This is a genomic window from candidate division WOR-3 bacterium, from assembly GCA_039801085.1.
Lineage (GTDB): Bacteria > Hydrothermota > Tepidihabitantia > Tepidihabitantales > Tepidihabitantaceae > JAOABP01.
In genome coordinates, this window is record JBDRTY010000005.1 from 1 (window position 1) to 13833 (window position 13833).

The 13833-nt window shown below is 59.5% G+C and carries 13 protein-coding genes; 6 read left to right on the forward strand and 7 right to left on the reverse strand.

Features of this window, described 5'->3' with window-relative positions; all coding sequences use genetic code 11:
- Both ABIK48_07940 and ABIK48_07945 read right to left on the reverse strand, forming a co-directional pair.
- Positions 1–2180 (reverse strand): C25 family cysteine peptidase (locus ABIK48_07940; protein ID MEO0022086.1); only part of this gene is annotated, 2180 nt, incomplete at its 3' end.
- A 12-nt stretch (positions 2181–2192) separates the two neighbouring features.
- A complete protein-coding gene (locus ABIK48_07945) occupies positions 2193–3317 on the reverse strand; it encodes a saccharopine dehydrogenase C-terminal domain-containing protein (GenBank protein ID MEO0022087.1) in 1125 nt (374 codons plus the stop codon).
- Positions 3318–3452: 135 nt separating this feature from the next.
- Between ABIK48_07945 and ABIK48_07950 the strand changes: the two genes are divergently transcribed.
- The 5 genes from ABIK48_07950 to ABIK48_07970 are packed head-to-tail and all read left to right on the forward strand — an operon-like array spanning position 3453 to position 8570.
- A complete protein-coding gene (locus ABIK48_07950; protein ID MEO0022088.1) occupies positions 3453–3686 on the forward strand; it encodes a hypothetical protein in 234 nt (77 codons plus the stop codon).
- On the forward strand, positions 3683–4228 hold the full coding sequence (gene pyrR / locus ABIK48_07955; GenBank protein ID MEO0022089.1) for a bifunctional pyr operon transcriptional regulator/uracil phosphoribosyltransferase PyrR: 546 nt from the start codon (positions 3683–3685) through the stop codon (positions 4226–4228). Before ABIK48_07950 ends, pyrR begins: the two co-directional genes overlap by 4 nt.
- Positions 4225–5202, forward strand: a complete 978-nt coding sequence (locus ABIK48_07960) for an aspartate carbamoyltransferase catalytic subunit (protein MEO0022090.1) — start codon at positions 4225–4227, stop codon at positions 5200–5202. Before pyrR ends, ABIK48_07960 begins: the two co-directional genes overlap by 4 nt.
- Positions 5195–6484, forward strand: coding sequence for a dihydroorotase (locus ABIK48_07965; protein ID MEO0022091.1), 1290 nt, complete (start codon positions 5195–5197; stop codon positions 6482–6484). The genes ABIK48_07960 and ABIK48_07965 overlap by 8 nt, the downstream gene beginning before the upstream one ends.
- Before the next feature lies 1 nt (position 6485).
- Positions 6486–8570 (forward strand): DUF5916 domain-containing protein, encoded by a 2085-nt coding sequence (locus ABIK48_07970; GenBank protein ID MEO0022092.1) that lies wholly within the window; start codon positions 6486–6488, stop codon positions 8568–8570.
- On the opposite strand, the gene ABIK48_07975 is transcribed toward ABIK48_07970, so the two are convergent.
- The 5 genes from ABIK48_07975 to ABIK48_07995 are packed head-to-tail and all read right to left on the reverse strand — an operon-like array spanning position 8560 to position 12222.
- Entirely contained in the window at positions 8560–10113 is a 1554-nt protein-coding gene (locus ABIK48_07975) for an AAA family ATPase (GenBank protein ID MEO0022093.1), read from the reverse strand. The genes ABIK48_07970 and ABIK48_07975 overlap by 11 nt on opposite strands.
- Positions 10114–10135: 22 nt before the next feature.
- The gene (locus ABIK48_07980) at positions 10136–10681 is read right to left on the reverse strand and encodes a flavin reductase family protein (protein ID MEO0022094.1); all 546 of its coding nucleotides are present in this window, start codon (positions 10679–10681) and stop codon (positions 10136–10138) included.
- 50 nt (positions 10682–10731) lie between these two features.
- Entirely contained in the window at positions 10732–11109 is a 378-nt protein-coding gene (locus tag ABIK48_07985; protein MEO0022095.1) for a NifB/NifX family molybdenum-iron cluster-binding protein, read from the reverse strand.
- On the reverse strand, positions 11106–11924 hold the full coding sequence (locus ABIK48_07990; GenBank protein MEO0022096.1) for an Mrp/NBP35 family ATP-binding protein: 819 nt from the start codon (positions 11922–11924) through the stop codon (positions 11106–11108). Before ABIK48_07990 ends, ABIK48_07985 begins: the two co-directional genes overlap by 4 nt.
- Positions 11914–12222 carry a DUF134 domain-containing protein gene (locus tag ABIK48_07995; protein MEO0022097.1) on the reverse strand — a complete coding sequence of 103 codons (309 nt, stop codon included), beginning with the start codon at positions 12220–12222 and terminating at the stop codon, positions 11914–11916. The genes ABIK48_07990 and ABIK48_07995 overlap by 11 nt, the downstream gene beginning before the upstream one ends.
- Before the next feature lie 165 nt (positions 12223–12387).
- On the opposite strand from ABIK48_07995, the gene ABIK48_08000 reads away from it, so the two are divergent.
- Positions 12388–13809: a choice-of-anchor Q domain-containing protein gene (locus ABIK48_08000; GenBank protein ID MEO0022098.1), complete on the forward strand. Its 1422-nt coding sequence runs from the start codon at positions 12388–12390 to the stop codon at positions 13807–13809.
- Positions 13810–13833: the final 24 nt, after the last annotated feature.

Here is a 13833-nt window from a genome sequence, read left to right on the forward strand (position 1 = left end):
ATCAGGGGGTCGGCAATCCGGATTCTGCCCGAGACCGAGCTTGCCCCCACCTCGCCGTAGTTCTTTACCCAGGTCGGCAGGTTGATAATCTCACCCGGGTTGATGATGCCATCACCATTGCCGCCGGAGTCATCAATAATGCTGCGGAGATAGACCACATAAGGGTAATTGGGGGCAATGGTAACTGCACTGCCAAGATAGGGGAGGAGGTTCCGGCCGGTGACCGTGACATAAAGCGAGTCTCCCGGCAGAACGGTCTGGAGGTTGAAATTGATCTGTCCGGAGGCATCAGTATGGCCGACATAATAAACGGTCGTGTCCTGTCTTGACATCACACACACCTGGGCATTGGCAACCGGACCGGTGCCATCGGTGACAGTGACAGTAAAAGGAAATGAGCCGATGATCACCGTTTGTGGATGAGAAACGGTCAGCGGTCGTGGTGTCGCTGACCAGATATTCAGTTCCGGGTCGCCGAAACTGTTGAACATATAAAGCTCTTCCTCAGAAACCTCGTCGGGCAGCGGATAGGCGAGAAGCATGAACAGCTTGCCCCACTGGGTACACTGGACAAAGGTATAGGCAAGGCTGTCAACATAGGACATGAAGGTGCCGGCAGCGAGCGAGTCGTTGTAACCGGAATAGCTCACCTCGGATGCGCCGAAATAACCGATCCCACCCTTCTCCGCGCCCGCCTTGAGCCAGGCTTCGGCATGGCAGTCTGAAGCCTCATCAAAATTGCCGGACAGACAGGTGGGGGCAATCACCATCGGCGTCATTCTGCCGTTGTTCAATGCATAGACATTGGAGTTCGTCCAGGAGGGGCTGACATTTGCCCAGGCGTCGTTGGCACCATGGCCCCGGTAGAGCATCCAGGCTCTGCCCTGATTGAGTGAATCGGTGAGCCGCTGGGCGGTGTTCAGCCCCCAGCGCTCGAACAGGGTATCAAACTGGGTGAACGGTCTGCCCAGCACATAATTCCGGATCCGGATTACGACGGTCCAGAAACGGGTAGGCTGACCGCTTTCATAGCCGGCAAGGGCACAGACCCGCTTGAACCACTCGGTATTAGCAAGGTAGGGCTCCATTTCATAGCGGTAGAGCTTATTCATTACCGCCCGGGCTTCGTCAATGGTCCGGACACAGACCCGGGCAATCATCAGGTCGGCAAGGAGGTCGCTGCCTTCGTGGAGTGAATAGTATAGATCAGAGGCATCGGTTTGACCGGGCCAGTGGCAGCATTTCACGAACTCCGGGGCGTCACCGACGAGCAGCACATAGTCCGGCGGCTTGGGCCAGGTGAGATAGGCGTTGTGGATGTAGTTGTAGATCAGGGCGGTGTCATTGCCACCAAGCTGGGAGGTGGTGACCACCCTGGTCTCCCAGCCCTTGCGTTTTTTCCACTCAGCAAACGGCGTTACCGCACTGGCAAACTGATCATTGACAATGATCAGATAACTTCCATCTTCGGCGCGCTGGGGTGGGGCGACAAAACGGTAATTGGCAATGAACGACCGGTAAAGCGGTTCAAACGCCCGGGAGATTTTCGGCTGGCGGTGTATTTTGGGGTTGATGCCGGATCGGTTCTGCTGGTAGTTGAGTACCACCCGGATACGGCGGGAGACCCGGAGTTCGCCGGTGACCGGGTTGAAGCGCAAAGGCTGAATTACCAGCTGGACGAGCCGGAAGTCACGCATGATCATCGGTGCACTGCTGCGTGCCGGTGCCTCCGGATAAAATTCATGCCGGGCGTAGCGGGCTTCATCAATGACAAACGGTGGCGTTGGACTGTTTTCTGCCAGCGGCGGCTGAGCCGGATAGATGCGGAATCCGGACAGGGTAATGGCATCCTCTTCGAGAACCTGGACATCGATATCGGCGAAGTCCGGCACCGCAATAAACCGGGCGACTACCGGCAGTTCCGGAGCGCCGGTCTGGCTCATCCTGCCGGCGGCAGGGATGTTGAGCCGCAGGCGCTGGAACCGGCCTGCCGGCGTAACCGTATCTTCGACATAAAAACCGGAAAGATTAAGTTCAACGATGGTGTGCTGCTGATCAGAAGACAGCACCTCAAACTGCGATGGTGTCTCATCGGCGCTGGTTTGCAGGCCAATCCAGCGTGGTGTGCCGGTCAGAAATGCCGGCAGGATAAAAATTAGCGTCAGTAATGCTTTTTTCATGCCATTCTCCTTTTAAACCTTGTATGCTCGGACGGTTAAATTAAGTCCCCGGCGCCGGAGTTCGGTGATAAATCTGCCCGCCGGCACCGCCTTTTCACCCGGCTGGACACCGCAGACAGGAATCTGATTGCGCGCCAGCATCAGCCCGACAACTGCGGCGGAAAAGCCGGTGGTGCGCATCATTGCGGTCAGACCGGTTTTTTTGTCTGCATAATCAACCAGCTGATAACGCAGCAGCCGGCGGCTGCCATTTTTTATCCCTGTAACTTCAATCCGCAGCAGGACCACATCATCGGTTTCCCAGCCCAGCACCTTTTCCAGGGCGCAGGCAAGTTCGGCACGGGGCAGACGGCGCCAGTTGCCGACCGCGCTTTTCATGATCAGCTCGAACATCAGCCGGTGTCCCGGATAACGGATGGTTTTATAGTCCAGCTCCCTGATTTTCCCCTGGAAGGTTTCGGGCAGAGTTGAGGCGCCCCCGGAGGTGTGAAAGGCTTCCAGCCGGCCGAAGGGCGGCGGGAAGATAACCGTCTCCGGTTCAGTCAGCGCCTTTACCTGCTGAATTTTCCCATTCCGGAGCACCAGGCACGGTTCGGCATACTCGTTGAGCAGACCCTGAGCAGAAAAGACCAGTTTATAGAAGAGCGGGGGCTGGGGTTTTACCGGCAGGCCGCCAACCCGGATTTTGACCTCTTCGGTCCGGTCGAACCGGGAGACCGCATCCGCGACCAGAATGTTGGTCATCCCCGGTGCCAGTCCGCAGTCCGGAATAATCGTGCAGCCGACAGTCTGTGCCTGCTGGTCCAGCGCCAGCTGTCGCCGCACTATGGAGTTGTTACCGCCGAGATCACAGAAATTGGTGCCGGTGGCGATTGCCATCCGGGTGAGTCTTAGGTTGTAATTATAAGGAACACAGCTGATCGCTGCCTGACAGCGGGCAAGCAGCTTTTTCAGTTCATGTGCGGTCGCCTCGGCATGGACCGGGATGAGCCGGCTGCTTTTGAGAAACCGTCGCAGCCGGTTCAGCGGCCGCGGCTGGCGGTCAACAACATAAACCTTTTCCACATCGGGCTGGCGGACCAGATCAAAGCTGACCGCCTGTGCCATCTGTCCGGCACCGAAAATCAGCAGTTCCATTTTTCCTCCTATGTCAGCAGCGGTGCTGACCGGCAGTTCTGTCCCGACTGTTTATCAAGTTAATTTAACAACCAGTCCCTGACAGTCAAACAAATTTTCTTGACTTTATCCTGCCGGCAGTGATAATCAGGCAGAATGAAGAAACAGGATGTCCGACCCCAGAAAGCGGTCAAAGTTAAAACCGCGGTCAAGACACCCGCCGGACCCCAGCTGGCGTTCAAGCGGAAAAATTACATTCTCCTTGGCGCCGGGCTGTTGACAATTATTGCCGGCTTTATCAGCCTCAGCGCCGGGTCCATCACCCTTGCCCCAATCCTGCTGGTAGCGGGCTACTGTGTCCTGATTCCCCTTGCCCTGCTTTTGAAATGAAACAGCGCCTGCTGTCAGCAGACGAGCTTGACCGGCTGATCCGGGAGCTGAGTCAGCAGGTTGCTGCCCGCAATACCGATATTGACCGGCTGGCGCTGATCGGGATTCAGCGCCGGGGGGTGCCGCTTGCCCGACGGATCGCCCGGGAACTGAAGCGGCTGACTGGCACCGAACCGCCAGTGGGCTCAATTGACATTACCCTCTATCGCGACGACCTCCAGCTCGTTGCCGAGACACCGCTGGTGCGCGGTTCCAGCATCGGTTTTGATATCAACGGCAAACGGGTGGTGCTGGTGGATGATGTGCTCTTCACCGGCAGGACGGTCCGGGCGGCGCTGACCGAACTGCTCGATTTCGGCCGGCCGGAGACGGTTCAGCTGCTGGTGCTGGTGGATCGGGGATACCGGGAGCTGCCAATCCAGCCCGATTTTGCCGGACTGAAGGTGGAGACCGGACGGGATGATCTGGTGGATGTCTATCTCACCGAAACCGACGGCCGGGATGAGGTGGTGCTGACGCGCCGGAAAGGGGAAACCGCTTGAAAGCCCAGCGGGTAAAGGCAAACCCGGCGACCGGCGGGTTGAAGCATCTCCTGGGGATTGCGGAGCTGGACCGGGAGGAGATTCTGACCATTCTGGAGCAGGCGAAGAAATTCCGCGAGGTGCTGGACCGGCCGATTCCGATTGTGCCGGCACTGCGCGGCAAGACAATTGTCAACCTTTTCTTTGAGCCCTCAACCCGGACGGTAACCTCGTTTACTCTGGCTGCCACCCGGCTTTCGGCACAGTGCCTCAACTTCTCGGTTGCCGCCTCTTCGGCGAAAAAGGGTGAAAGCCTGCTGGACACGGTGGAGAACATTGAGGCGATGCGGGTGGACGGAGTGGTGGTCCGGCATCAGGCTGCCGGTGTGCCCCATTTTCTGGCGCAGCGGGTGAACTGTTTTGTGGTCAATGCCGGTGACGGCTGTCATGAGCATCCGACCCAGGCGCTGCTTGATGCCTATACGCTGCTGGAGCGGTTCGGTTCCCTCGAAGGAAAGAAGGTGCTCATCGTCGGCGACATTGCCCATTCCCGTGTTGCCCGCTCCAATATCATCTGTCTCAACCGGCTGAGGGCAAAGGTGGCGGTGTGCGGTCCGCCGACTCTGATCCCGACCGATATTGCGGAAATGGGGTGTGAGGTGTTTTTCCGGCTGGACCGGATTCTCTATGAGGTGGATGTGGTCCATATGCTCCGGCTGCAGGTGGAGCGGATGAGCGCCAATTTCATCCCCAGCCTGCGTGAGTACCGGCAGTTTTACGGTCTGACCCGGGAGCGGCTGATGAAACTCAGTCCGGAGACGGTGATCATCCATCCCGGTCCGGTGAACTGGGGGGTGGAGATGGACTATGATGTCCGGGAGCTGCCCCAGACCCTGATTCTGAATCAGGTCAAGAACGGGGTGGCGGTGCGGATGGCGGTGCTTTATCTTCTGGCAGCGAGCCGGGGTCTGCTGAACGGTGAGGGTAATGAATAAAATTCTCTTTGCCGGCGGGAGTATCATTGATCCCCAGTCGGGCAAAATCCGCCGGGCGGATGTGCTGGTGGAAAACGGAGCCATCCGGGAGGTCGGGACAAAGGTCCGCGGTGACGGCGCACGGGTGATCGACTGCAGAAACCGTTATCTCGCGCCCGGGTTCATTGACCTCCACTGCCATCTCCGGGAGCCGGGCGAGGAGATTAAGGAGACGATCGCCTCGGGCTGCTGGTCGGCATTTGCCTCCGGGTTCACCCAGATCTGTCCCATGCCCAATACCACGCCGGCGATTGACTCCGAGGCGCTGGTCCGGTTTGAACAGGAGGCGGCTACAGCGGCAAAGGCGGCGCGGATCATTCCGGTTGGCGCCATGACCAAGAACCGTCAGGGCCGGGAACTGGCAGAGCTCGGCTCAATGGCTCAGGCCGGGGCACGGGCGGTTTCGGATGATGGCAGCTGGGTCAGCGATGCCGGGCTGATGCGCCGGGTCATGGAGTATGCGACCAGCTTCAATCTCCTGGTCATGAGCCACTGCGAGGTGCCGGAGCTGACAGCCGGACCGGCAGATGAGGGCGGTGTGGCAACCCGGCTCGGATTAAGAGGTGCGCCCGGACAGGCGGAGGCGATTGCGGCGATGCGGGACATCATGCTTGCGGAGCTGACCGGTGCCCGGCTGCATATCTGCCATGTCTCGAGCCGGCAGACGGTGGAGGTGCTGCGCTGGGGCAAGGCGCGGGGAGTGGCGATAACCGCCGAGACCTGCCCCCACTACTTCACCCTGACAAGCGAGGCGCTTGAGGGTTATGACCCGAACCTGCGGGTCAACCCGCCGCTGCGCAGTGAGGCGGACCGGAAGGCGATTGTCAAGGGACTCAGGGACGGAACGATTGACTGCATCGCCACTGATCATGCGCCCCACAGCGCCGAGGAGAAGGAGCGGGAGTTTGAGTCGGCAGCGCCCGGTATCATCGGGTTTGAGACCGCCTTCAGCCTCGCCTATGAAACACTGGTGCTGAAACGGGTGCTGACTCTGCCGGAACTGATCGCCCGGCTGACCGTGGTGCCGGCAACCATTCTTGGAATTGAACCGCCGGTGATCAAACCCGGGGTGGAGGCGAATCTGGTGGTGATTGATACCGAACTCAAATGGGAGCTGACCCGGGCAAGGATTTACTCCCGGTCATACAACACACCGTTTCTGGGCAGGATGATGCGGGGCAGGGTGGTGGCGACTCTGCTGGGCGCAAACAGTTATTTTGATCCTGAATTCCTGAAAGTTTAGCTTGGTTCTGCTTTTTCTCGCCCTGCTTTTGGCAGGTGGTAATGAGCCCGAATCGCTGCCGGAGATCCGGGTGCACCGCACTACCACACCGCCGGTGATTGACGGTGTGCTGGAGGAGGTCTGGTCCGGGGCGGACTCGGCAACCGGCTTTATTCAGCAGATTCCGGAGAATGGCAGACCGGCGTCAGACCCGACGACGGTATATCTCCTCCAGGATGAGAAAAACCTCTACATTGCCTTCCGCTGCCCTGTCAGTGACTTCACCCGGGTGAACGACCGGCTGAGTGAGGAGCCGGACGGGGTCCGGGTGCTGATTGATCCCTTTGACGACAATGTCAGCGCCTACTGCTTCATTGTGGGATTTAACGGGGTGGAGACTGATTACCGGATCACCGGTGATGGCGCCAGTTATGAGAACTGGGACGGGGTCTGGCGCTCGGCGGTGAAACGGCATGACTGGGGTTATGCAATTGAGCTGGCAATTCCCTTCAAGACCCTGCGTTATCCGCCGGCGCGGACCGAATGGGGGATTGACTTTGCCCGCTACTTTGTCCGGCGGGGTGAGCGGTCCTTCTGGTCCCGGCATGAGATTACCGGATTCCGGGTCTCGCGCATGGGCCGGCTTACCGGAATTCAGCCCGCATCCCGGCGCCTGGGGCTGGAGCTTTATCCGGTCGGACTGCTCCGGCAGGAGAAGTCGGGGAGTGATGCTGCCGGCTGGCGCGATCTGCTCCGGGCTGAAGCCGGACTGGATTTAGCCTATGCGCCCACACCGAGTGGCAATCTGCAGGTTACTCTCCTGCCCGATTTTGCCCAGATTGAGGCTGATCCCTATCAGGTGAATCTGTCCCGTTATGAACTCTGGCTTGCCGAGCGCCGGCCATTTTTCATAGAGGCGGTTGAGACATTTGGCGGTTCCTCCCAGCCGGTTAAAATCTTCTATTCCCGGCGGATCGGCCGACCCCTGCCCGATGGCCGGGTGGTGCCGATTTTAGCCGGAATGAAGTGGACCGACCGGCTCGGCCGGAGCCAGCTTGGGGTTCTCGGAGCGCTCACCGGTGAACTGGGCAGCGAACCGCAGAGCTTCTATTCGGTGCTGGCAGCCCGGCATCAAATCCTTGCCAACTCCGAGCTCGGTCTGCTTTATGCAGGCAAGGACAACCGCCAGCTGTCCAATCACGGCCTGGCGCTGGACGGCATCTGGCGCCACCGCACGCTCACGAGCCGGCTGTTTGTCTGCGGTGCCCAGTATGGTGACAGCCTGGACTATGCCTTCAGTCTGGACGGCAGTTATCAGTCCGACCGTTTGAGCGGTGAGCTGATTCTCCGTCAGATTCAGCCCGAGTTCAACTTGAACGGTCCGGGCTATACCACCTGGCGCGGACAGTACGGCACATTTTACTTCGGTCCTACCGTTTACAACCGCGGCGGATTGCGCTACGGTGCGCTCCTGCCCGGAATCGAAATCAGCCGGGAGTGGGACTATCCGGCCGGGATTTTTGACCGGCGGGTCTTTGTCAATCTTACCGGAATGACCCGTTCCCAGCAGCATATAACCGCCTGGACCGGCTGGGGCGAGCAGTGGGCGCTTGAGCGCCGGTTTCCCGCAGTTTATGCGGGCATCTACTATGCCACCGACGCCACCCGTCCCTTTTCCGCCAGCCTTTACTGCAATTACGAAACCAGGTCTGCCAACTACCGCCGGCTGATGATCGCACCGGTGGCACAGCTGGAGCTGACACTCCAGGGCAGGCTCGGCGACCGGCTCTCGGTCTGGTATACCCACAGCACGACGATTGAAGCCGATTCACTCGGACAGGTGCGCCGGCAGGACCTGACAAGTGTGCTCCGGCCCGGGCTGGAATACAGCTTCTCGCCCAAGGCATCGGCACGGCTGTCCTGGGAGGCGGTAACAGGCTACGCCCCGGAAGCGGAGCGTCAGTATCTCCGGCACGGGCTGTTCGGACTTTACTCCTGGACCTTTGCCCCGCGCAGCACCTTCTACTTTGCCACCAACTGGGTTCTTGACAAGGGCAATACCAGCGCCATCTTCGTTGCCAAGGTAAGGTATCTGTTCAATATTTAGGTTCGGGTTTGAGGCTCAAAATCCGGTCGAGCCGGAAGGTGCGCTCCTCCTGGCGCAGGGTGCAGAAGGCGCGCAGTCCCGGATAGGAGCTCCCCCGGAATTGGAAGTTACCCAGCTCCCGGGGGATGACCAGCCGGCAGGACCGTTCGCCACCGGGCTTGAGGTAGACGATCCTCAGCGGCTGGCCGGTCCTGATTGCCGAACGGATGATTTCCAGCTTCTCCTCAAGCGCCGGCTCGGCTGCGGCCGTGCGGGAGCGCAGCCGGGAAAGAAACCGGACAATCCGCCAGTCGGTGAAAATGTCCTCCTCCCGGACCGGCCGGGTCAGGCTGATGCCGGCAAACGAGGTGCAGCGGGAGAGCGCCACATAGACCTGACCGGGTGCAAATGCACCGGCGCCGAGATCAATCACCACCCGTTCAAAGGTCTTGCCCTGCGCCTTGTGAATCGTCACCGCCCAGGCGAGCCGGAGCGGATACTGGGTAAAGGTGCCGGTGAGCTCACTCTCAATCTGCTGTCGCGTCTCGTTGAACCGGAAGCGAAAGATCTCCCAGCGGAACGGGGCAACCCTTGCCCTTCGGCGATCGGTAAACTGGACCTCAATCAGCTCCTGGTCTGTGTCCGGATCATCGACAAAGTCAAGCACCCATCCCAGGGTGCCGTTGACCCACCGGCCCGCGCTGTCATTGACCAGCATCATCACCTGCGCACCCCTTTTCAGTGCCAGCAGTTCATCGGTGGGATAGAAACTGGGATTGAAGTTCCCATCAACCCGGGCGCGGAAATGAAGAAGCTGACCTGGCAACCCCCGAAGACGCTGATTGTTGATTTTCGCCGCCTGTTCATTCCGGGCGGTAAGGTGAATCACCGGTTCGTCCGGGTGTGAGTCCAGCTGGACCCCGACCCGGCTGTTGAGGTGTGCCAGCGCCTCCGGGCTGACGGTGTTGTTGCGGATCTGATTGAGGAGGTAGACAAATTCCGGCTCCTGCTGCCGGTAAACCCGGGTGAGCTCAAGAAATTCAAACTCCAGCTCCTGAAAAACCCGGGAGTCGAAGAAATAGGGGCTGGGATAATGGTTGCGGAAGATCTCCCGCTCGGCACCGGTGACTACCGGCGGCAGCTGATAAAGGTCACCGATGAATATCATCTGCACCCCCCCGAACGGCACATCCGGCTCGTCCCGGTTCAGGCGCAGAAACCGGTCCACGCAGTCCAGCAGGTCGGCACGCACCATTGAGATTTCATCAATGACAATTACATCCAGTTTCTCATAAATCCGGCGGGTGCGGGAATGCAGACGGCTTACCTTGTCCGGGGTGATGTCGGGCTTGAACCGGAAAAAGGAGTGGATCGTCTCGCCCCGGACATTCAGGGCGGCAACGCCGGTCGGTGCCAGCACCGCCACCTGCTTTTCAGTATGGGTCCGGAAATAATCAAGCAGGGTCGACTTGCCGGTGCCTGCCTCACCGGTGATGAAGAGATGGCGCCGGCTTTTCTCCATCAGCTCCAGCGCGCGGGTAAACTCGGGATTGAGCTCAATCATTCAGGGAAGCGGTCAAATGGGTTTATTTTACCTCGCTTACCGGTCCGGGCTTCATGAACCGGTTCCCGCCCAGATGGTAAATCAGCTCTGCCTCCGGCTTCCAGGTGCCGTTGTCCCACAGCCCCTCCTCCACCTCCGCATAGATCACCTCACCAAAGAACATGATGTGATCGCCGATCTCAATTCTGTCAATGACACTGCACTCCAGTGCACCGATACACTCTCTGATCTTCGGCGCGCGCAGCAGTTTGACCGCCTGCTCCGGGGTCAGCTTTGCACCCGCAAACTTGTCCTCATCTCTGCCCGAGCGGGTGCCGCAGTAAAGCATGGCGTCAAAAAGAGTCCAGTCCGGAATGTTGACGACAAACTCACCCGAGCGTTCAATCAGTTCGGCGGAGAAGCGGGTTTTTCCGACCGCAATCCCCAGCGCCGGCGGCTGGAACGAAACCGGGCAGTGCCAGGCGATGGTGATGATACTCCGCCGGTCCTGAAAGGCGGAAGATACCATTACGACATTCCCTGAATTGATCAGCCGGTTTGCCTGAGAAACTGGGATCTCAATTTTCATTGATGATAGTTATAGGAGAGCAGGGTTAAATGTCAAAAACAGCGGCGGACTTATCCGGTCTGGCAGCCATGCCGGTGGGAATGGTGGTTGCCGCATCCTTCGTGCCCGCAGCCGGGGGCACCCGGCACCAGTGTGCCGGCAGCAAACCGCCTTATCATCTCCTCCACAGTTCCGGAAACCCCGGGATAAACGGCGATGCCGGCAGCGGTCAGCTGGTCAAGTGCGCCCGGTCCAATCCCGCCGCAGATCACTGCCTCAACCCGGTTCTCGGTGAGTATCCGGGCGAGCGCTCCGTGGCAGTGGCCCGGGTGAGGGATGACCGATTTCGGACCGGTTCTGCCGTTTTCAATTTCCACCAGCGTCAGTTTTTCACACCGGCCGAAATGAGGGGCAACGGTATCGCCATCAGTGGCAACTGCTACCTTCATTTTACCTCCTGTTCAATCATCCGGTCAATGACTTTCATCAGGGCAGCGGCAGCTTTTGATTCCGGATGGGCAAGGACCAGGGGCATGCCGGCATCACTGCCCCGGACGATTGCCGGGTCAAGCGGCACCTGCCCCAGCAGCGGCACGCCCAGCTCCTGTGCCATCCTTGCCCCGCCGCCGGTGCCGAAGAGTGCAATCTCCTGACCGCAGTGGGGGCAGGTCATTCCGGACATGTTCTCAACCACCCCGAGCAGCTTCAGATTCAGCAGTCGGGCAAAGCTGACCGCCTTGCGCGAGTCGAGCAGTGCCACATCCTGCGGGGTGGTAACGACGAGTGCGCCGGTCGCGGGAATCAGCTGGGCAACAGAAAGCGGTTCATCACCGGTTCCGGGCGGAGAATCAATGATGAGCCAGTCCAGTTCGCCCCAGCTGACATCACCGAGAAACTGCATGATCGCCCGCAGCTTCAGCGGTCCGCGCCAGACCACCGGTGTATCCGGATTGTCCAGGAGCATCGCCATTGACACCACCAGCACCCCGGCGGGGGTGGGCACCGGTGCGATTCTGCCCCCGGACCCGAGCTCGAAACGGGCATTTTCCACCCCGAGCATCTTGGGCACATTCGGACCGTGAATATCGATATCCAGCAGGCCGACCTTCCGGCCGCGCCTTGCCAGTCCGGCGGCGAGATTGACCGCAATTGTGGTCTTGCCTACACCTCCCTTGCCGCTGAATACCAGAAGCCGGTTTTTTACTCCCTGGAGATTGTCACTTATCTTGCGCAACTCCTCCGGGTCCATCCCTTTAACGCTCACCGTCACTCCTTTCTTTTGCACCGGGACATTTGATCACCAGCGCCTTACCGCCAACCAGCGCCGCCGCGACCTTCCGGCGGGCAGACTCAACGATCCGGCCAAAGGTGGGGCGCGACACCCCCATCATTGCCGCCGCCTGCTCTTGATAATGACCTTCGAGATCAGCCAGCCGCAGCGCCTCCAGTTCATCGAGCTCCAGCACCACCTGCTCGAGCTGGCAGAGCGGTACGCCCCGGGGTTTGAAAAAGGTGACCTCCGGACTGAACTCAATCCGGCGACAGCATTTACGCCGTGGCATCAGACCGCTCCGGGTAGCGCAGGCTGTTTTTGAACATATGCTCATTATAGCCGGTTTTGGGCAGATGTCAAATACACAGTCAGGTTTGACCGCAACTGAATCTGCCGGCATAATTTTGGCGGTCGGTACCGCCTGCGGAAATGACGGCAGCAAAGGAGGTGCAGAATGAAAAGACGGGTACTGACGATGCTCATTGCCGGACTGCTCGCCGGCACAGGCTGCAGGAAAGCTGTTTCCGACCTGAGCGGTTATGACTATGTCCTCCGGCAGGAGGCGGATGTGATCCATCCACCTTCAGGCACTCCGGATGCCTGGATTACCATCATCGGCGGTGATTATTCCGGAGATTACTATGTGGCGCCTGATGGTGACGACGGCAATCCGGGCACCGCGGAGCGCCCCTTCCGGACGATTGCCCTTGCGGTCAGCCGGCTCCAGCCCGGTGATACGCTGGTGGTCCGGGCGGGTGCCGGACGCCTGCGCCCGGTGATTGCCGGTGAAAACAATTTATACTGTGCCTTTGACCTCTCCGGCTGCCAGTATCTCCGGATTGAAAACCTCGAGATCACCAGCACGGGCGAGCACCGGTTCCGGGAGGGGTTCAGCGGTACTGCCGCACCGGTGGCACACATCCTGCTCCGTAATCTGAAAATTCACCATCTCGATGAGTTCGGCATTGACATCGGCGATGCGCTTGACCTCCGGATTGTCAACTGCTCAATCACCTACTGCGGTTTCGGCAGTATCGGCGGACCGGCAGGTCAGGCGGGCGGCTGGCGCGAGATACTGATTGATGGCTGTGACCTGTCCTACAGCGGCCATTACTATCAGGGCGGTGACGGCTCCCGGCGCCCCTATGACCGGCCGGACGGTTTCGGGATTGAGGCATCGGCCGGACCGATTGAAATCTGCCGCACCACCGCTACTCACAACTGCGGTGACGGGCTGGACTCCAAGGCAGAGCGAACCTGTATCCACGAATGCCTGGTGGCAAACAACGCCTGCGACGGCATCAAGCTCTGGGGCGACTCCTCCCGGATTGAAAACTGCCTGATCTACGGCCGGGGAGATGGCAACACCACCATTACCCCCTGGTCACCGCTGGTGATCAGCACTGAAAGGCGGGATGCCAGCTTTGAGATCATCAACTGCACAGTTGACGACAGCCTCGGTGGCAACTACCTCCTCCATGTCCAGTATGACCAGCCCGATCTCCCTGTCCGTCTGAAAATTGTCAATACTATCTTTTCCAGCCGGGGCACAAATGCGCCCGCGGTGTGGCTGGCGCCCGCGGTCAGCCCGGACCTGCACCACAATTTGTTTTTCTCGCCGCAGGAGGAGCGGATTCTGATTCAGGGGGAACGGACTTTTACCCGGAATGAGGTCAGCCAGCTCGGCACGGGCAACCTTTACGCCGATCCTCAATTTGTGCGGCCGGCCTGGGGCACGGAGGGGAATTACCATCTCTCTGCCGGCAGTCCGGCGCTTGATGCCGGTGATTCCGCCTCGGCACCGGCGGTTGACCTTGACGGCAGGTCCCGGCCGCAGGGCGCCGGAGTGGATATCGGATGCTATGAGGGGGAATAGCAATTCAAGACACGCTTGCCAGCG